Annotated in this window: 16 protein-coding genes; 10 read left to right on the top strand and 6 right to left on the bottom strand. The window is 68.4% G+C overall.

The window, feature by feature from the left end; translation table 11 throughout:
- The first annotated feature begins 2 nt into the window (after window positions 1-2).
- The 4 genes from NM203_RS01940 to NM203_RS01955 are packed head-to-tail and all read left to right on the top strand — an operon-like array spanning window position 3 to window position 4,187.
- Window positions 3-1,262 carry a hypothetical protein gene (locus NM203_RS01940; protein ID WP_255057909.1) on the top strand — a complete coding sequence of 420 codons (1,260 nt, stop codon included), beginning with the start codon at window positions 3-5 and terminating at the stop codon, window positions 1,260-1,262.
- Window positions 1,259-2,167, top strand: a complete 909-nt coding sequence (locus NM203_RS01945; protein WP_255057911.1) for a NifU family protein — start codon at window positions 1,259-1,261, stop codon at window positions 2,165-2,167. Before NM203_RS01940 ends, NM203_RS01945 begins: the two co-directional genes overlap by 4 nt.
- Window positions 2,164-3,354, top strand: a complete 1,191-nt coding sequence (locus NM203_RS01950) for an NHL repeat-containing protein (RefSeq protein WP_255057913.1) — start codon at window positions 2,164-2,166, stop codon at window positions 3,352-3,354. The genes NM203_RS01945 and NM203_RS01950 overlap by 4 nt, the downstream gene beginning before the upstream one ends.
- Window positions 3,351-4,187 (top strand): hypothetical protein, encoded by an 837-nt coding sequence (locus NM203_RS01955; RefSeq protein WP_255057915.1) that lies wholly within the window; start codon window positions 3,351-3,353, stop codon window positions 4,185-4,187. The genes NM203_RS01950 and NM203_RS01955 overlap by 4 nt, the downstream gene beginning before the upstream one ends.
- Before the next feature lie 22 nt (window positions 4,188-4,209).
- Here the strand turns inward: NM203_RS01955 and NM203_RS01960 are convergent, their stop codons facing one another.
- The 3 genes from NM203_RS01960 to NM203_RS01970 form a co-directional block, all read right to left on the bottom strand.
- The gene (locus tag NM203_RS01960; RefSeq protein WP_255057916.1) at window positions 4,210-5,100 is read right to left on the bottom strand and encodes a universal stress protein; all 891 of its coding nucleotides are present in this window, start codon (window positions 5,098-5,100) and stop codon (window positions 4,210-4,212) included.
- Window positions 5,101-5,205: 105 nt separating this feature from the next.
- A complete protein-coding gene (locus NM203_RS01965; protein ID WP_255057917.1) occupies window positions 5,206-6,855 on the bottom strand; it encodes a SulP family inorganic anion transporter in 1,650 nt (549 codons plus the stop codon).
- A complete protein-coding gene (locus tag NM203_RS01970; RefSeq protein WP_255057918.1) occupies window positions 6,852-7,229 on the bottom strand; it encodes an ArsR/SmtB family transcription factor in 378 nt (125 codons plus the stop codon). The genes NM203_RS01965 and NM203_RS01970 overlap by 4 nt, the downstream gene beginning before the upstream one ends.
- A gap of 151 nt (window positions 7,230-7,380) precedes the next feature.
- On the opposite strand from NM203_RS01970, the gene NM203_RS01975 reads away from it, so the two are divergent.
- The 6 genes from NM203_RS01975 to NM203_RS02000 are packed head-to-tail and all read left to right on the top strand — an operon-like array spanning window position 7,381 to window position 13,272.
- Complete coding sequence (locus NM203_RS01975; RefSeq protein ID WP_255057919.1) at window positions 7,381-9,192, top strand: NAD(P)H-dependent oxidoreductase subunit E; 1,812 nt, start codon at window positions 7,381-7,383, stop codon at window positions 9,190-9,192.
- Entirely contained in the window at window positions 9,189-9,899 is a 711-nt protein-coding gene (locus NM203_RS01980; RefSeq protein ID WP_255057920.1) for a 2Fe-2S iron-sulfur cluster-binding protein, read from the top strand. The genes NM203_RS01975 and NM203_RS01980 overlap by 4 nt, the downstream gene beginning before the upstream one ends.
- Window positions 9,896-10,474 carry an NADH-quinone oxidoreductase subunit B family protein gene (locus NM203_RS01985; protein ID WP_255057921.1) on the top strand — a complete coding sequence of 193 codons (579 nt, stop codon included), beginning with the start codon at window positions 9,896-9,898 and terminating at the stop codon, window positions 10,472-10,474. The genes NM203_RS01980 and NM203_RS01985 overlap by 4 nt, the downstream gene beginning before the upstream one ends.
- Before the next feature lie 16 nt (window positions 10,475-10,490).
- Window positions 10,491-11,960 (top strand): Ni/Fe hydrogenase subunit alpha, encoded by a 1,470-nt coding sequence (locus NM203_RS01990; protein WP_255057922.1) that lies wholly within the window; start codon window positions 10,491-10,493, stop codon window positions 11,958-11,960.
- Window positions 11,957-12,430, top strand: coding sequence for a hydrogenase maturation protease (locus tag NM203_RS01995; RefSeq protein WP_255057923.1), 474 nt, complete (start codon window positions 11,957-11,959; stop codon window positions 12,428-12,430). Before NM203_RS01990 ends, NM203_RS01995 begins: the two co-directional genes overlap by 4 nt.
- Window positions 12,427-13,272, top strand: a complete 846-nt coding sequence (locus NM203_RS02000; RefSeq protein ID WP_255057924.1) for an MlaE family ABC transporter permease — start codon at window positions 12,427-12,429, stop codon at window positions 13,270-13,272. Before NM203_RS01995 ends, NM203_RS02000 begins: the two co-directional genes overlap by 4 nt.
- A 34-nt stretch (window positions 13,273-13,306) precedes the next feature.
- Here NM203_RS02000 and NM203_RS02005 read toward each other — a convergent pair whose 3' ends face one another.
- Genes NM203_RS02005 through NM203_RS02015 form a run of 3 tightly spaced genes read right to left on the bottom strand, consistent with a single transcriptional unit; the run spans window position 13,307 to window position 19,517 of the window.
- Window positions 13,307-14,317 (bottom strand): dihydroorotate dehydrogenase-like protein, encoded by a 1,011-nt coding sequence (locus NM203_RS02005; protein WP_255057925.1) that lies wholly within the window; start codon window positions 14,315-14,317, stop codon window positions 13,307-13,309.
- Window positions 14,317-17,889 carry a pyruvate:ferredoxin (flavodoxin) oxidoreductase gene (nifJ, locus tag NM203_RS02010; protein ID WP_255057926.1) on the bottom strand — a complete coding sequence of 1,191 codons (3,573 nt, stop codon included), beginning with the start codon at window positions 17,887-17,889 and terminating at the stop codon, window positions 14,317-14,319. The genes NM203_RS02005 and nifJ overlap by 1 nt, the downstream gene beginning before the upstream one ends.
- A complete protein-coding gene (locus tag NM203_RS02015; protein WP_255057927.1) occupies window positions 17,886-19,517 on the bottom strand; it encodes an NAD(P)-binding protein in 1,632 nt (543 codons plus the stop codon). The genes nifJ and NM203_RS02015 overlap by 4 nt, the downstream gene beginning before the upstream one ends.
- Between the last annotated feature and the right edge of the window lie 3 nt (window positions 19,518-19,520).

Raw genomic sequence — 19,520 nt, forward strand, 5'->3', positions numbered from 1 at the left:
CCGTGACCGACATCGCGATCGGAGAACCGTCGACGACACTCGCCGTGCGCCCACAACCGTTGGGCGCCTTCGGCCTTCCCCTGGGGTATCTGCTGATCCCGGCCGGCGACGACACCGAGAACGCCCGCCGGGCGCTGCTCGCGGGCTGTCTGCCCGACGACTGGCCGCCCCGGCTAGCCGCCCACCGGCACGCCCTCGCCGGCGATCGCGACGCCGCGCTCGCCGCGCTCGCCGCGCTCGACGGCACCGACCCGATCTCGCGCTACAACCGATTCGTCCTGGACTCCGACCTCGAGGACGCGGGCGAGCTTCGGGCCGCACTCGGAGAGTTCGCCCCGCTGGTGGATCTGGTGTCCTTCGTGCTCGGACGAATCGACGAGCCGCCCGACGTCGGCGATTCGGACGCGGAACTGGCGGCCGTACTGCTCGCGGCGGCGGCGGCCAGCCACGCCCTCGCCGACGACCCCGCTTCCGCTATCCGACTGCTGGATTCCGCGGTGGAACAGGCCCGCGTCGCCTCCGCGCCGCTGGCCGGGGTGCTGCTCGGGGCCTCGGCGTCGGTTCACCTCGAGACGGACGACCCCGGTGAGGCGCACGAACGCATCGAGCGGGCGCTGCGGCTGCTGGACGGCGCCGATGCGCTGCGGGTCGAACGCGCCGAACTGCACCTGACGGCGGCGGGGCTGCTGCACGAACAGGCTCAGGACAATCCGAGCCTGCTGGCTCAGGCCGTCCCGCACTATCACTCCGCGCTGCAGCTGGTTCAGCGCGGCGATGCACCCCTGCTGTGGGCGTCGGCGCACGCGAACCTCGCGACCGCCTACCTGACGATGCCGATGGTGGAGGCCTCCGGCCAGCTGAGGTTGGGGGTCGCCGCGCAGTCGCTGCGGTCGGCGTTGACCGTGTACACGCGCGAAGACCATCCCGAGCAGTGGGCGAGTGTGCAACTGAACCTCGCCAATTCGCTCGTCTACTCGCCGTCGAAGCATCAGGCCGACAACCTCGTCGAGGCCGTCGAACTGTACGAGGCGGTGCTCGAGGCCCGCGACCGGAACACCGATCCGCTCGGCCGGGCCAGGGTGCTGGCCAACCAGGGCAACGTGCTCGCCCACCTCGGTGCGTTCAACGAGGCCAAAGCCAAGCTGTACGAGGCGCGTTCGCTCTTCGAGGAACTCGGGGACGACGAGTCGGTGCGGGCCGTGCGCGGCGTGCTCGACGAGGTCGCCCGACAGGTCACGCTGAACCGAACCGAGTCATCATGACCGCCACAGCCGACCATGCGACATCCGCTCCGACGCCGGACGGTGAACCGGAGTTCGAGAAGCTCGCCAACCGGGTGGACGACGCGATGCGGGCGCTGGCGGGGCTTGATCCGATGTCGCGGGGGATCGCCGAGGAGGTCAAGGCCTCCGTCGAGGCGATCCACCGGGCCGGGCTGGTGTCGATCGTGCGCCGCTTGAAGGCGGACGAGGCCACCCGAGAGGCGTTGTTCGACCTCGTCGACGACCCCGTGGTGCACCTGCTGTTCTCGCTGCACGAGATCGTGCGACCGGATCCGATGACGCTCGCGAACCGCGTGCTGACGGAGGTCCGTCCGCAGCTGCAGAGCCACGGCGGCGACGTCGCCCTGGTGCGCATCGAGGGCGACACGGCGTTCGTCCGGCTCGAAGGAGCGTGCAACGGCTGCTCGATGTCGTCGGTGACGCTGCGCACGCTGGTCGAGGGCGCGCTGAAGGACGGCGTGCCGGGGATCGGCCACGTCGAGGTGCTGCCCAACGAGCCGTCACCCACCCTGATCTCGGTGGAGTCCCTGCGGGTCGGGTTGAGCCCCGCGAAGGAGGGATGGGTGAAGGTCGCCCCGGCGGGTGAGCTGCCGGAGGGCGCCATCACACCGAGCACGGTCACCGCTTCCTCCGGTGTCTCAGCAGAGGTCATCGTCGTCAACGTCCAGAACAAGCTGACGGCCTATCGGAACGAATGCGCCCACGAGGCACTGCCTTTGGACAACGCGATGCTCGACGTGTCGAACGGGACCCTGACCTGCCCGTGGCACGGCTTCTGTTACGACGCGACGTCGGGGGAGTGCCTGACGGCGCCTGGCGCGCAGTTGGAGCAGCTGCCCCTACGGATCGACCGCGGCGACGTCTGGGTTCGGGTCACCTCGTGAGCCGCTACACCGTCCGCCTGAACGTCAGCGGGCGGCCGGCCAGGGTGGACGTCGCGCCCGAGGCCGACCTCAGCGACGGATGGGTTCCCGAACGGTGGCTGGGCGCGCCCGCGCCGGGCGGGTTGGCGTTGCCGCCCGCCAGCCCCACCATGGCCTGGATGTACTCGCCGCGGGGGGTGTATCTCGGCGAGAACCACGTCGTGGTCGCTGATTCCGGTAACCACCGCGTGCTGGTCTGGCACGGTGTCCCCACTGCCGACGAGCAACCCGCCGATGTCGTGCTCGGTCAACCGGACGGGGTCACCGAGGGCCGCGCGGCGAACGGGCGCGGGCCGGAACGCGGGATGAACCTGCCGACCGGGGTGCTGGTCCACGAGGGCCGGCTGATCGTCGCCGACGCCTGGCATCACCGGATTCTGGTGTGGGACGAGGTGCCCGTGCTCAGTGACACCCCGCCGGATCACGTCATCGGCCAGCCCGACGCGAGCAGCGTGACCGAGAACCAGGGGGGTGCGTGCTCGGCGGCGACGTTCTACTGGCCGTTCGGAATCGCCGTCGTCGGCGGACGCTTCTGGGTCGCCGACACCGGTAATCGGCGCGTACTCGGTTGGGACGGCGGCGTTCCCACCGACGGGCGACCGGCCGACGTGGTGCTCGGCCAGCCCGACCCCGCGAGCCGTGAGGAGAACCGCGGGCAGCCCGCGGGCCCGGCCGGCTTCCGGTGGCCGCACGCCATCGCCGGACACGACGACCTGCTGCTCGTCGCCGACGCCGGTGACCACCGCGTGCTCGGCTGGTCGCCACCGCCGGACGCCGACGCGCCCGCCGACCTCGTCATCGGTCAGCCGGACTTCACCTCGGCCTCCGAGTGGCCTTACGGGCCGCACACCGGCGACCGGTTCCGGTTCCCCTACGCGGTGGCCCTCGACGGGTCGGGCGACTCCGAGCGCCTCGCGATCGCCGACACCGCCAACAACCGAATCCTGATGTGGGACGGCCTTCCCGCCGACGGCCGGCCCGCCGATCACGTACTGGCACAACCCGATTTCGGCTCCAACGGGGAGAATCGTTGGACGTCGGTGCAGCGCGACACCTTGTGCTGGCCGTACGGGATCTCATTGCGCGGGAACCGATTGGCGGTCGCCGACTCCGGCAACAATCGCGTCGTGATCTGGAGACGCTCATGAGGCCGCGGATCGTTCAGGACGAGGGCCAGCTCGGCTTCTACTGGGCGACCTCGACCGGCGCCCCGACCTCGCTGCAGGCGCTGGTGGCCGACGACGAGGAGCCCGACCGACTGGTGGCCACCCATCTCGAGGCGATCGACGACGCACTGATCATCGCGGCCGAGCGCTTCGGCGAGGTGCTGGGCGGCGGCCGGCGACCGACGGCCGATGAGCGCGAGGACCTGCTCGAACTCCATCGCACGCTGGACCGGCTGTGCTTCGAATACGCGGCGGCTCTGGAATCCACCGGGCTGTCCGCCGAACTGCGGGCGGGCAAGATCATCGGAACCGCGGCGCTGTTCTCGATTCGGGCCCGCCAGCCGCTCGGGCTGCTCGGACCGGCTCCGTTCGACGGGGAGCTCGACGATCCGGGGCTCGGCGTCGTCGGCGGCTTCGGCGACATGCAGCAGGTCGACCCGTCCGCGCCGTGGAAGGGTGGCCGCTGGGTCGTCAGAACCGAAGCAGGCCAACGCTATCCGTTGACACTGTCGATGATGATGTACGACAGCTCGGGAGTGAACAAGGAGTCCGCACGCAACGAGCACCTCGATGCGCTGCGCTCGGTGGTCGCGTCGGCGCAGTCGGCCAACGCCGATCCGATGGCGGTGACGTGTGCGCTGGACTGGCTCGTCTACGACTGGCTGATGGCGCACCGCGACGGCCCGGACAGCGCCGAGATCGTCTTCCCGAAGGGCTACGAGGCCGCTGCGGAGGTGATCGTGTCGGCCGCGGCGGCATCGGTTGCTGCGCGCGCCACGTTCGATCCCGGCCTAGCGGGCGTGGCGACTCGTTGAGCGGCGCAGCGCGTGCGTCGAGTCACCCGCGGCGGGCGACGATCACAGGGGTGTCCGTGGCGTGGACGACGGTGCTGCTGACCGAGCCGAGCAGCATGCCCGCGAAACCCCCGCGGCCGTGGCTGCCCACTACGAGCAGCTGAGCGGTCTCGGCGGCCTCGAGCAGGTGGCGCGCCGGCTGATTGAAGACCACCCGGCGATGAACGTGCACGTCCGGGTAGCGGTCCTGCCAGCCGGCCATCCGCTCGGCCAAGGTCTCCTCGGCCTCGGGCTGGAAGTCCGGCCAGGCCGAAACCGGAATGCCGGAGTGGACGGCGTCGCTCCACGCGTGCACCGCCAGTAACTCGGCGCTGCGCCTACTCGCCTCGTCGAACGCCATCGCGACGGCCAACTCCGACGCCGGTGAGCCGTCCACGCCGACGACCACCGGACCCTCGTGTTCGACACGACCGTCCGCCGGGTCGCGGATCACGGCCACCGGGCAGTGCGAGTGATGGACCAGTCCGTTGCTCGCCGACCCGAAGAGGCCCCGGCGCCACGCGCCTCGACCTCGGCTGCCCACCACGATCAGCTGAGCGTCCTTCGTCGCGTCGATGAGCGTCGGAATCGGGTTGGCGGTGACCAACTCGTCGCGCAGCACCACGCGCTCACTCGGCGAGAAGTCCGCTTCGACGATGCGGTGGGCCGCGTCGATGACGCGCTGCCCCTCGTCGCGTTGCTGCTCGATGAACTCACGCGGGAGCGGAGCGATCGCATATCCCACTCCCGAGACCGCGGGAAGCTGAACCACGTGCAGCAGCGTCAACTCGACGTTGCGCAGCGCCGCGTCTCTGGCGGCCCAGCGCACTGCGGCATCCGATGCGGCGGACCCGTCGACGCCGACGACGATTCGATCTGATGGATGGTCGGACATGGCGGTGCTCCTCCGGTGGTGCGATACAGCCGACGCTAGGGTGCCGACGGGGGGTTGAACGGCATGCATTCGGCCTCTATCGCAGGGCCGAAGGTCCCGACGGGCCTACGCGGCCACGTGGGACCGGGCGTGCGCGATCGCCTCGTCCAACGTGTCCATCAGATGATTGTGGTGCCGCAGCGAGTCGAACACGCCGACGTTGGCGAGTAGGTCTCTGTGCTCGGGCTGAACCCCCTTGATGATCACCGTGATACCGCGTGCCTCGAGTTGCCTGGTGATCTCCGACAGTGTGTGCGCCCCGGTGGCGTCGAGCATGCCGAGCTGCGACATCCGAATGATCACCACGGCGACGTGTGGGTGCTCGGCATCGACGATCGCCGCCGAAATGCGCTCGGCCGCAGCGAAGAACATGGCCCCGTCCAGACGCAGCAGCGCTATGCGTTCGTCACCCGGCCGGTGGGGTCCCGGCAACTCCTCGCGGACCACACTGCTGCGGCGCGCCACGCTGCGAATGGCGAACACCGCGGCGACGACGATACCGATCTCGACGGCTTCGATGAGGTCGAAACACACCGTCACCGTGGCAGTCACCACGAAGGTCAGGGCGTCCGAGCGGGTCGAACGGATGATCTGCCGCACCGTTGCCGCGGAGATCATCCGGAAGGACGTCACCATCAGCACACCGGCCAACGCCGACAGCGGGATCGCCGACACCGGGCCGGTCGCGAGGTAGACCACGGCGAGCAGCACCAGCGAGTGCACTATCGCCGACACCCTGGTCAGGGCACCGGCGCGGACGTTGACGGCGGTGCGCGCGATCGCGCCCGTGGCGGGCATACCCCCGAACACCCCCGACGCGACCGATGCCAAACCCTGACCGAGCAGTTCGCGATCGGGGTCGTACGGACCGGTCGGCGACATGGTCGCCGCGACCCGCGCCGAGAGCAGGGATTCGATGGCCGATAGCGCCGCGATCGCCACGGCGGCACCCACCAGGGTCCGCAGGGCGCCGAGGTCGACCTCGGGCAGCACGGGTCCGGGCAGCTGCGATGGGAGTTCCCCGATCGTCGCCAACGACAGTCCGAACGCCGTCACCAGCAGGGTCGCGGCGATCACTGCGATCAGCGATGCGGGGATACCGGGGTGAAGCCTCGGTAGCCTGATCATCACCAGTGCGACGAAGGCAACCACGCCAACGGTTTTCGCCGCCGACGACCAGTCACCGTTCCCGACGACCTGTGCCACGACACCGTAGGCCGCGGGGAGGGTGCGTTGGCCCGCCTCAGCGGTCACGCCGAACGCGGCGGGAACCTGCTGCAGGAAGATGATCGCCGCGATGCCCAACGTGAAGCCCTCGATCACCGGCCAGGGGATGAACGTCACCGCGCGCCCCAGGCCGGCGATCCCGGCGACCACCACGATGACTCCGGCCAGGACGGTGACCAGCGCGATGCTGCCCACCCCGTGCTGCGCGACGATGGGCGCCAGTACCACCGCCATCGCCCCGGTCGGTCCGGACACCTGAACGTGGGAACCGCCGAAGACGGCGGCGACCAGGCCGGCGACGATGGCGGTGATCAGCCCGGCCGCTGCGCCCACCCCGGAACTGATGCCGAACGCCAGCGCGAGCGGCAGGGCGACGACACCGACGGTGAGGCCGGCCAGGACGTCACGACGCCATGACCGGGGGAGTGCGGAGTAGTCGGCGCGGCGAGGGACGAAACGACTGATGCCGCGGGACAGCGCACTGATCACGTCGACGGCCCGACCGGTGGCAACGTCTTCAACGCCTCCAGTTGATCCCGTTGCCTGCCAAGCGTATCGGCGAGGAATGCGCGGGCGATGACCAGCAGTTCGGAGATCTTCGGATGGGCGAGTTCGTAGTAGACGGCATTGCCGACGCGGTGCCCGCTGACCACCCGATGGCGCTTGAGTACGGCCAGATGCTGGGACAGCAACGTCGGTTCGATCTCCGTCGCGGCGAGGATGTCGCTGACCGGTGTCGGAGCGGCGGCGGTGGAGAGGATCTCGAGCACCCGGATTCGGGCGGGATGTGCCAGGGCCTTGAAGAGGTTCGCCTTGATCTCGTAGAGCGGCTGCTCGGTCACGCCGGGAAACGGCTCTGGCACGGCACGGCCCTCCCCTGCGGATTGATGGATTGAAGAAAGTCTCAATTCAGGGTAGTGCCGGGCGCGGCTGATGCCAAATGGCCCTACCCCCGGTTGGGCGCGGACACGCAGGGTTGGCTTGTTCCGCACACTCAACCGGGGGCGATTCACGATGACCGCCGACATCGACGCGATACTCGGGCGGCACCACCATGACGGAACACGGCTCATCGACATCCTGTGGGACGTTCAGCGTCGCTACGGATACCTTCCCGACGAGCACCTACCGCAGTTGGCGGCCGCGCTGAAGCGCACCCCGCTGGACATCGTCGAGACGGCCTCCTTCTATCACTTCTTCCACCGCGAGCCCTCCGGCCGGCATCGGATCTACCTGAGCAACACGGTGATCGCGAAGACGCGGGGGTATCGGGCGGTGTACGACGCGCTCGAACACCGGACCGGAGCCCGCTTCGGGGGAACCGACGACGCCGGCCTGTTCGGTCTCTTCGAGACGCCGTGCATCGGTCTCAGCGATCAGGAACCGGCGATGCTGCTCGACGGCGTGGCCGTCACCCGGCTCACTCCGGACACCGTGGCAGACGTCATCGGCCAGCTGAAGGCGGGCAGGAGCGCCGCGGACATCGTGAACCCGGCCGGGCTTCCCGAAGACGGCCTCGCCTACGTCGAGCACCTGGTGGAGTCCAACGTGCACACGCGGGGCCCGGTCTTCTTCCACGGCGAAGCGGATCACCGGGCGCTGCTCAAGCGCTGCCTCGAAGAGACGCCCGACGACGTGATCGGCATGATCGCCGACTCCGGACTGCGCGGCTACGGCGGGGCAGGGTTCCGGACCGGGCTGAAATGGCGCCTGGGCCGGGACGCGCCGGGTGACGACAAGTACGTCATCTGCAACGCCGACGAGGGCGAGCCCGGCACGTTCAAGGACCGGGCGCTGCTGACTCACACACCCAAAGACGTCCTTCTCGGGATGGTCATCGCCGCCTACGCGATGGGGGCGCGGAACGGGATCCTCTACCTGCGCGCCGAATACGCCTATCTGGCCGCCTATCTGGCGCGCCAGCTGGCCGAACTCCGCGACGACGGGCTGCTGGGAACCGGGATCGGCGGCCACGCCGGATTCGATTTCGACATCCGCATCCAGCTGGGGGCCGGCGCCTACGTGTGCGGCGAGGAGTCCGCCCTGATCGAGTCGTGCGAGGGCAATCGGGGCACGCCGCGCCTGAAGCCGCCCTACCCGATTCAGCGGGGCTATCTCGGCAAGCCGACGTGTGTCAACAACGTCGAAACCCTCGCTGCGGCAACCCGGATCATGGAGGAGGGCGCAGCGTGGTTCCGCCGGATGGGCACTCCGGAGTCGGCGGGGGCGCGCCTGCTGAGCGTTGCCGGGGACTGCAGTCGACCCGGCGTCTACGAGGTCGAGTGGGGCATCACGCTCGACGAGGTACTGACGATGGTCGGTGCGCGGGACGCTCACGCGGTCCAGGTGAGCGGACCATCGGGAGAGTGCCTGTCGGTCGCCGCCGACGGAGGGCGCCGGATCGCGTACGAGGACATCGGCTGCAACGGCGCCGTCACCGTCTTCGACTCAACTCGAGACCTGCTCGACTGCGTCGCCGACTACACGAAGTTCTTCGCCGACGAATCCTGCGGTATCTGTGTGCCCTGCCGGGCGGGCACCGTCGCGCTGCACGACAAGGTGCAACGGATCATCGCGGGCACCGCGGTGCAGCGGGATCTGGACGAAGCGGCCAGCTGGGGTGCGCTGACCAGGGCCACCAGCCGGTGCGGGCTCGGGATGACCGCGGCCAACCCGCTTCTCACGACGATGGGGAAGTTCCCCGAGCTCTACCGCGGCAGACTGAGCGCGCAGCCGGGTACCCTGCTGCCCTCGTTCGACCTGGCCGCGGCTCTCCCCGGCCGCACCGAGGTGATCGACGACATGGGAACGGGCACAACGACATGAAGATCCAGCTCGAGATCGACGGGATCCAGGTGTCGGCCGAGGAGAACGCGACCCTGATCGACGTGGCGGCCGACGCCGGGGTGTACATCCCGGCGCTGTGCTACCTCAAGGGCGAGCCCTGCCTCGGGACGTGCCGAGTGTGCTCGGTGCAGGTGAACGGCGTCGTGGCCGCGGCCTGCACGGTGCTCGTCAGCGACGGCATGACCGTGCACGTCGACGAACCGGAGACAACAAGATTCCGAAAGGCGTTGGTGGAGCTGCTGTTCTCGGAGGGCAATCACAACTGTCCGAGCTGTGAGAAGAGCGGCCGCTGCACGCTGCAGGCCGTCGGCTACGAGGTGGGCATGCTCGTCTCGCGCTTCCCCTACCGGTTCCCGCACCGCGACCGGGACCACGCCTCGATGAGGATCTGGCTGGAACGGGATCGCTGCATCTTCTGCCAGCGCTGCGTGGAGTTCGTGCGCGACGAGGGAACGGGGGAGAAGATCTTCAGCATCAGTCACCGTGGCTCCGAGTCTCGCATCGAGGTCGACACCGAGCGCGCGAACGCCATGCCCGAGAAACAGATCCGGTACGCCGTCGAGATATGCCCGGTCGGTGCGATCCTCGAGAAGCGAGTCGGGTACGACGTCCCGATCGGCCGGCGCAAGTACGAGGTCGAGTCGGTTCGCGACCGGGCCCTGCACAGCTCGGACGGTGCACCGTGAGCCACGACACCGGCGAGGACACCGGCGATGGGAAACTCGACGTCGCGATGATCAGCCTGTGCGGCTGCTGGGGATGCACGTTGTCCTTTCTCGACATCGACGAGCGGATCCTGGGACTGCTGACCAGGATCACCATTCACCGTTCCTCCCTCACCGACATCAAGCGGATCACGAAGCGCTGCGCGATCGGCTTCATCGAAGGCGGGGTGGCCAACGAGGACAACATCGAGACGCTGCGCCATTTCCGCGACAACTGCGACGTCCTCATCTCCGTGGGTGCCTGCGCCGTGTGGGGTGGCGTTCCCGCGATGCGCAACGTCTTCGAGCTGACGGACTGCCTCGCAGAGGCCTACCTGAACTCGCCGACCGCCGTTCCCGGTGCGGCGCCGGTCATTCCGTGTCATCCGGACATCCCGCGGCTCACCACCAAGGTTCACCCCTGCCATGAGGTGGTCGAGATGGACTACTTCATCCCCGGCTGTCCACCGGATGCCGACGCCATCTTCGCGGTACTCGACGACCTCATCGAAGGTCGTCCGGTCGCGTTGCCGCGCTCGTTGATCCACTACGACTGAACCTCGGAGCCGTCGCGTGAGCAGAAAGATCGTCATCGACCCCGTGACCCGCATCGAGGGCCACGGCAAGGTGACCGTGCACCTCGACGACGACGGCAACGTCGTCGACGCCCGGCTGCACGTCGTCGAGTTCCGCGGCTTCGAGAAGTTCGTGCAGGGCCACCCGTTCTGGGAGGCGCCGATGCTGCTGCAGCGGATCTGCGGGATCTGCTTCGTCAGTCACCACCTGTGCGGTGCCAAAGTGCTCGACGACATCGTCGGCGCCGGCGTGCGGTCGGCAACACCGATCACCCGCACGGCGGAGAAGATCCGGCGCCTCGGCCACTACGCTCAGATGCTGCAATCCCATGTGACGGCGTACTTCTACCTCGTGGCGCCCGAGATGGTGTTCGGGATGGACGCCGCGCCCGAGCAGCGCAACATCCTGGGCCTGATCGACGCCGATCCCGCGCTGATGCAGCGGGTGATCATGCTGCGCAAGTGGGGGCAGGAGGTCATCAAGACGGTCTTCGGCAGGCGGATGCACGGCATCAACTCGGTGCCGGGAGGAGTCGACAAGAATCTGAGCCGCGCCGAATGCGATCGACTGCTCAACGGCGAAGCGGGCCTGCCGTCCATCGACGAGGTCATCGACTACGCGCAGGACGGTCTTCGCCTGTTCTCCGAGTTCCACCGCAAGCATCGCAGTCAGGTCGACGAGTTCGCGACCGTTCCCTCCCTGAGCATGTCGCTGGTCGACGCCGACGGCAACGTGGACTACTACGACGGCGTACTGCGCATCGTCGACGAGGACAAGCGCGTCGTCCGCGACATCGACTACCACGACTACCTCGATCACTTCTCCGAAGCCGTCGAGCCGTGGAGTTACATGAAGTTCCCCTTCCTCAAGGACCTCGGCCGGGAGAAGGGTTCGGTACGAGTCGGCCCGCTTGCGCGGATGAACGTCACGACCGCGCTGACGACTCCGCTGGCCCAGGAGGCACTGGACCGCTTTCACTCGTACACCGGTGGCGCGGCGAATCACATGACACTGCACACCAATTGGGCACGCGCAATCGAAGTGCTCCATGCGGCCGAGGTCATCCGGGCGCTGCTGCGCGACCCCGACCTGCAGAACGAGGACCTGGTCGTCACACCGTCGGCGAGCGCATGGGTCGGTGAGGGTGTCGGGGTCGTGGAGGCCCCGCGCGGCACGCTGCTGCATCACTACCGGGCCGGCCGCGGGGGCGACATCACCTTCGTCAACCTCGTCGTCGCCACCACGCACAACAACGCGGTGCTCAACCGCACCGTGCGCTCCGTGGCCGAGGATCATCTCGTCGGTCACGGGGAGATCACCGAGGCGATGATGAACGCCGTTGAGGTCGGTATCCGCGCGTTCGATCCCTGCCTGAGTTGCGCGACGCACGCGTACGGCCAGATGCCCCTGATCGTCACGGTCCACGGGCCGGCCGGTGATGTCATCGACGAACGCGTCCGGTCGTGAACCTCGACGAGTTCGACGACGAGTCCTGCCTGATCTACGGCATCGGCAACGTGGGGCGGCAGGACGACGGCTTGGGCTGGGCGTTCGTCGATTGGCTTGAGGCGCAGGGCCTCTGCGCAAACGCCGAGCTGCACAGGGGGTACCAGCTTCTGCTCGAGGACGCCGACGTGATCAGCACCAGGCAGCGGGTGCTGTTCGTCGACGCCACCAAGGACGAGGCGGTCACCGCGTTCACCCTGGAGCGCGCGGTGCCGAAGATGGACGTCAGCTTCACGTCGCACGCCATCTCGATCCCCGCGGTCATGGCGATCTGTCTGCGGTGCTTCGACCGCCTACCGGAGGTGTACGTCCTCGCAGTCAGGGGTTTCGAGTTCGAGCTCGCAACGGGACTGACGCCAGCGGCGCAACGCAATCTCGATGCGGCGACGGCGCATGTCACGCGTGTGACCGTCGGCAGGAACACACCGTGACGCTGCGCGCCGTCAATCCGCGGCTCATCCGTGAGCTCGAACGGCCCGTCACCGTGCTCGGCCGAATCGGCGACATGGCGGTGTTCTTCGTCCGAGCTGTCGCGGGCGTTCCCTACGCCCTGCGGTGGTACCGGACGGACATCATGCGTCTCATCGGCGAGATCAGCATGGGTGTCGGAACACTGGCGATGATCGGCGGGACACTCGTCATCGTCGGGTTCCTGACGATCGCGACCGGTGGAACGCTCGCGGTACAGGGCTACAGCTCGCTGGGCAACATCGGCATCGAGGCGCTCACCGGCTTCCTGTCGGCGTTCATCAACGTGCGGATCGCCGCGCCGGTGATCGCCGGGATCGGACTGGCGGCGACCTTCGGGGCCGGCGTGACCGCCCAACTCGGCGCCATGCGGATCAACGAGGAGATCGACGCGCTCGAGTCGATGGCGATTCGCCCGATCTCGTTCCTGGTGAGCACCAGGCTCGTCGCCGGCATGGTGGCGATCACGCCGCTGTACTCCATCGCCGTCATGCTGTCGTTCGCCGCCAGCCGGTTCACCACCGTGGTGCTACTCGGGCAGTCGCCAGGTCTCTACGACCACTACTTCGGGACGTTCCTCAACCCGATCGACCTGTTGTGGTCGTTCGTCCAGGCCATCCTCATGGCGGCGGCGATTCTGTTGATACACACGTACTTCGGCTACTACACCTCCGGCGGCCCCGCCGGTGTCGGGGTGGCGACGGGTGATGCCGTGCGCACGTCCCTCGTCGTCGTGGTGTCGGTCACGTTGATCGTGTCGATGGTCATCTACGGCTCGGGTGGCAACTTCAACCTCGCGGGTTAGCCGGCGTCTCCCGTGCTGGGCTGACCGTTTCAGCTCACCACGGCCCGACGTTGGCGCCGTTCGCCCGGCGGAGCGCACTGACGTAGTCCCCGCGCTCGCGTGCGGTCTCGTCCGCATCGACGGGAACGGCGAGGAGCCCGCGAAAGTCGTCGATCGTGGTGTACCCCTTGTGCCGCATCCACCGGCACATCCCGTCGAGCATGACGGCAGCGTAGTCGGGACCGTGCCGCAGCAGAGCCGACGCGGTCATCACGACATCGGCGCCCGCGAGCAGGTACTTGATCAGCTCCTTTGCTCCCTCGACGCCCGTCGTCGCCGCCAGTGAGGCGTCGAGCCGTCCGTGCAGCAGCGCGATCCACGTCATCGGAAGGCGCGACTCGTCCGATCTCGACAGCGACGTCCCCGGCACCACGGCGAGTGCCTCGGGGTCGATGTCGGGCTGCAGGAACCTGTTGAACAGCACCAGTCCGTCGGCGCCCGCCAGGTCGAGACGCCGAGCCATTTCCGCGGTCGCACTGAAGTACGGGCTGAGCTTCACAGCGACCGGCACGGTGACCGCATTCTTGACGCCCGCGACGATGTCGAGGTGACGCTGTTCGACGTCGCGACCCGAGACGTGCGGATCACCCGGAAGGTAGTAGACGTTCAATTCGATTGCGGCGGCGCCCGAATCCTGCATCGAGCGGGCGTACCCCGCCCAGCTTCCGGGTGAGCTTCCGTTGATGCTGCCGATCACGGGAACGTCAACGTCCGCCGCCGCGCGTTCGAGCAGGGTCAGGTACCGGTGCGGGCCGTGGTCGGCGCCTGCGGACTGCGGGAAGTAGGACAGCGATTCGCCGAAGCTCTCCGAGCCGGCCAGGGCCAGTCGGGCATCCCGCTCGGCCTCGGCTCGCAGCTGTTCCTCGAAGAGCGAGTAGAGCACCACCGCGCCGACGCCGGCATCGGCCAGGAGCCGGACACCGTCGACGGTCTTCGACAGCGGTGAGGCCGACGCGACCAGTGGGTTGCGCAGGCTCAGACCCAGATAGCGTGTGGACAGTTCCATCAGTTCTCCCTCCGAGCGTCGGGTTGGAAGTGTCCGGGGCCGCGGGAGGCCATCTCCTCGTAAACATTCCAGCGCTGCGCGATCGCCTGCTCGGCCGTTCCCAGCAGCCGTTCGTACTCGACCGGATCGGAGTTGGCCAGCGAGCGGTACCGCAATTCCCGCTTGCGGTAGTCATCGAGCGGAATACGGGGTCGGTGCGAATCGAGCAGAAACGGGTTCTCACCGGCGGCCCGCAGCACCGGGTCATAGCGCAGCAGCGGCCAGTGACCGCTGGCAACGGCGCGGTACTGCTGATCCATGCCGAGGCGCATGTCGATGCCGTGTGCGATGCACTGGCTGTAGGCGATGATCAGCGACGGCCCGTCGTAGGCCTCCGCCTCGCGGAAGGCCTGCAGGGTCTGCTGCGGGTCGGCGCCCATCGCCACCTTCGCGACGTAGACACTTCCGTAGGCGATGGCCTGCAGCGCAAGATCTTTCAAAGGCACCGTTTTGCCCGCGGAAGCGAACTTGGCAATCGCACCCAGCGGCGTGGCCTTCGACATCTGGCCACCGGTGTTGGAGTACACCTCGGTGTCGAGCACCAGCACGTTGACGTTGCGGCCACTGGCCAGGACGTGGTCGAGTCCGCCGGAGCCGATGTCGTAGGCCCAGCCGTCACCGCCGACGATCCACACGCTGCGCCGGACCAGGTGATCGACAACGCTGAGCAGGTCGGCGGTGATCGTGGGATCGAGGCCTTCGAGCCGGTGGGTGAGCTCCGCCACTCGCTGGCGCTGCGCCGCCAGCTCGGACTCGCGCAGCTGCGGCGCACCCAGGATCGCGTCGACCAGATCCGCGCCGAGTTCGTCCCGTAACTCGGCGAGGCGTCGTCGGGCGAGTTCAACGAGTCCGTCAGTGGCCAACCGCATTCCGAGGCCGAACTCGGCGTTGTCCTCGAACAGCGAGTTCGACCACGCGGGACCCCGCCCGTCGGCGTCGGTGGTCCACGGCGTGGTGGGCAGGCTGCCGCCGTAGATGGACGAGCAGCCGGTCGCGTTCGCCACCATCAGCCGGTCGCCGAACAGCTGCGAGAGCAGTTTGAGGTACGGCGTCTCGCCGCACCCCGCGCAGGCGCCGGAGAACTCGAAAAGCGGTTCCAGAAACTGAGTTCCGCGCACGGTGCCGAAGTCGACCTTCGACCGGTCGGTGAGCGGCAGGGCCTCGAAGAAGCCGATGTTCTCTCGCTCGGCGACGACGCGAGGTTCAGCGGGCGCCAGATTGATCGCCTTGACGACGTCCGCTCCTGGCACGACCACCGGGCACGCCTCGACACACAGCCCGCATCCGGTGCAGTCCTCGACGTAGACCTGTAGCGAGAATCGCGCGTTCGGCAGGCCGACGGCGTTCAGCGGTGCGGAGTCGAATCCGGCAGGCGCGCCGGTGAGTGCGGACTCGTCGTAGAACTTGGAGCGAATGACGCTGTGCGGACAGACGAAGGCGCAGTTGCCGCATTGGATGCAGCTGTCCGGATCCCACACCGCGACGAGCTCGGAGATGTTGCGCTTCTCGTAGGCGGTTGTACCGCTCGGATACGTGCCGTCGACCGGTAGTGCGCTCACCGGCAGGAGATTTCCGCGTCCTGCCATCATCTCCGCCGTGACGGTGCGCACGAACTCCGGAGCGGACTCCGGGACGGTCGGCACCGGCTCGCGAACCGAGGTGATCGATGCGGGCACATCGATCCGGTGAATCCCGGCGATGGCGCCGTCGACGGCGGCCATCTCCTTCGCCAGCACCTCGGCACCGCGTTTGCCGTAGGTCTTCGTGATCGATTCCTTGATCCGCGCGATCGCACGGTCGCGCGGCAGCACCTCGGAGATCGCGAAGAAGCAGGTCTGCAGCACGATGTTGATGCGACCGGCCAACCCGGCCTCGCGCGCGATCCGGTCGGCGTCGACGGTGTACAGCGTGATCTTCTTGTCGAGCACCTGTTCCTGGACGCGTCGGGGCAGCGCGTCCCAGACCCTTTCGGCCCTCAGCCGACAGTTCAGCAGCAGAGTCGCACCCGGGGCCGCCCGATCGAGCACGTCGATCTTCTCGAGGAACCGGAACTGGTGGCAGCCGATGAAATCCGCATTACCGACGAGGTAGGGAGCGTGGATGGCCGCAGGTCCGAACCGCAGGTGCGACTCGGTCTGCGACCCCGACTTCTTCGAGTCGTAGACGAAGTACCCCTGGGCGTGCAGGCCCTCTTCCGACCCGAGGATCTTGATCGTGTTCTTGTTCGCGCCGACGGTACCGTCCGATCCCAGTCCGAAGAAGATCGCTCGGACGGTGTCGGGAGACTCGATGTCGAAGCTCGGGTCGTAGCCGACGCTGGTGTGTGACACGTCGTCGTCGATGCCGATGGTGAAGCGGCGCTTGGGTTCAGGCTGGGCCAATTCGGCGAACACACCGGCCGCCATGGCTGGTGTGAACTCCTTCGAGGACAGCCCGTAGCGGCCGCCGCTGACCCGCGGCATGACCGGCCGCGCACCGTCGGCGCACTCCTCGGCAAGGGCCGCGACGACGTCCAGATACAGCGGCTCGCCGAACGAGCCGGGCTCCTTGGTGCGATCGAGAACGCCGACGGTGCGCGCCGTCGCGGGCAGGGCGGCCAGCACCGCGGCAGTGGGGAACGGCCGGTACAGCCGCAGGTGCACGACGCCGACCCGCTGGCCCCGCTCGACGAGGGCGGCGACGGTCCCCTTCACCGTCTCGGCACCCGAACCCATCAGCACCACAACACGTTCGGCCTCCGGATGACCGGTGTACTCCGCGATGTGCATGGTCCGGCCGGTGCGGGCGCCGAGCCGGCCCATCAGGTCCTCGACCACCTCGGGCACCCGTGCGTAGAACGGGTTGACGGTTTCCCTGGCCTGGAAGTAGACGTCCGGATTCTGCGCGGTGCCCCGAATGAACGGATGCTGCGGGCTCAGTGCCCGTCTACGGTGCGCCCGGATCAGTTCCTCGGGCACCAGCGCCCGCAGATCGTCGTCGGACAGTGTCTCGATCGTGTTGATCTCGTGCGAAGTCCGGAATCCGTCGAAGAAGTGCACGAACGGGATTCGCGTCGCGAGGGTCGCCGCCTGCGCCACCAGCGCGAGGTCGTGGGCCTCCTGTACGGACGCGGATCCGAGCAGTGCGAAGCCCGTCTGCCGCACCGCCATCACGTCCGAGTGATCGCCGAAGATCGACAGGCCCTGTGCGGCGATCGATCTCGCGGCGACGTTGATGACGGCCGAGGTCAGCTCGCCGGCGATCTTGTACATGTTCGGGATCATCAGCAGCAGACCCTGTGACGAGGTGAACGTCGTGGTCAGTGCGCCGCTCTGCAGTGCTCCGTGCAGCGCGCCCGCCGCGCCGCCCTCGCTCTGCATCTCGACGACGGTAGGGACGGTGCCCCAGACGTTGGGCCTTCGGGCGGCCGACCACTCGTCGGCGAGTTCGGCCATCGGCGACGACGGGGTGATGGGGTAGATGCAGCACACTTCGTTGAGTCGGTAGGCCACCGAGACCGCGGCCTCGTTGCCGTCCATCGTGGCGCGGGTCATGTCGGCTCCGGGAACATCTCGATCGCGTGGACGGGGCATTGGTCGGCGCACGCGGCGCATCCGGTGCAGGCGTCGTAGTCGAACTCGTACCGGCGCCCGATGCCCAGCTTGATCACGGCGTTCTCGGGACACGCACCCAGGCAGCCGTCGCACTCGAAGCAGTTGCCGCAGGACAGGCACCGGCCCGCCTCGAACGTCGCCTCGGTTCCCGTCAAGCCGCCGACGACCTCCGCGAAGTTCTCGGTGCGCGTCTGTGGTGGGAGCTCGGGCTGACGCCGCCGTGCGGCGTCACCGAAGTACCACGGGTGCAGCGCATCGAACGTCGCCGTGGGGTGTTTCGGCGACGCGACGCTCGGTACCGAGCGCAGCCACGCGTCGATGTGCCCGGCCGCTTTCCTACCGTGTCCGACGCCGACGGTGACGGTGCGTTCGCCGGGCACCATGTCGCCGCCGGCGAACACCCCCGGACAGCCGGTCATGAGCGTTTCCGAGACGCGCACACTGCCGTCGGTGTCGAACTCCACGCCCGGCAGCGTCCGCATGAAGGCGGACTCGGTCTCCTGGCCGAGCGCCATGATCAGGGTGTCGGCGGCCAGCGTCTCGAAGCGGCCCGTCGGTCGTGGAAAGCCCGACTCGTCGAGTTCCATCACCTCGACCCGCAGTTCGGGTCCGTCGAACGCGGTGACGGTGCGCAGCCAGTTGACCCGGACGCCCTCGCGCTCGGCGTCCTCGGCTTCCTCCCGGTGCGCGGGCATCTGCTCGCGGGTGCGGCGGTAGACGATGACCGCGTCCTCGGCGCCCAGGCGGCGGGCCACCCTGGCGGCGTCCATCGCGGTGTTCCCACCGCCGTACACGGCGACGTGCCGCCCGATCGCCGGTCGGGCGCCGTCGGCGACGTCGTGCAGGAACGACACCGCGTCGACCATCCTGCCCGCGTCGCCCGACGGGATGTCGACGCGTTTGGCCAGATGCGCACCGACCGCGACGAATACGGCGTCGAAGCCACCGGCGTCGCGCTCGGCGGCGAGATCCTCGATCCGGTGATCGCACGTGAACGTCACCCCCATGGCCGCGATCCGATCGACCTCGGCGTCGAGGACGTCACGGGGGAGTCGGTAGCTCGGGATGCCGTACCGCATCATGCCGCCGGGATTCGAGCCGGCATCGCGGACCTCCACCCGGTGGCCGCGGCACGCCAGGTGGTAGGCGGCGGACAGCCCGCTCGGACCGGCGCCGATCACGAGTACCCGCTTGCCCGTCGGGGCGGGCGGGGGATCGAACGTCCAACCGCTGGCGGTGGCGAGGTCGCCGAGGAATCGCTCCACCGAGTGGATGGCGACAGAACTGTCGAGTTGGTTTCGGTTGCAGACGGTTTCGCACGGGTGGTAACACACTCGGCCGTGGATGGCGGCGAACGGGTTGTCCGCGACGAGTTGTCGCCACGCGGCCTCGTGGCGGCCCGCCGTGGCGTGGGCCAGCCACGCCTGGATGTTCTCTCCCGCCGGACATCCGGCGTTGCACGGTGGTAGCAGGTCGACGTACACCGGCCGTTGCTCGCGCACCGGGCCCGCTCGGGGATGTCCGTGGGCCAGGTCCGCGAGTGGCGTGACGTCACCGGGGTCGGCCATCGG

Source organism: Mycolicibacterium arenosum (assembly GCF_024320865.1).
GTDB lineage: Bacteria > Actinomycetota > Actinomycetes > Mycobacteriales > Mycobacteriaceae > Mycobacterium > Mycobacterium arenosum.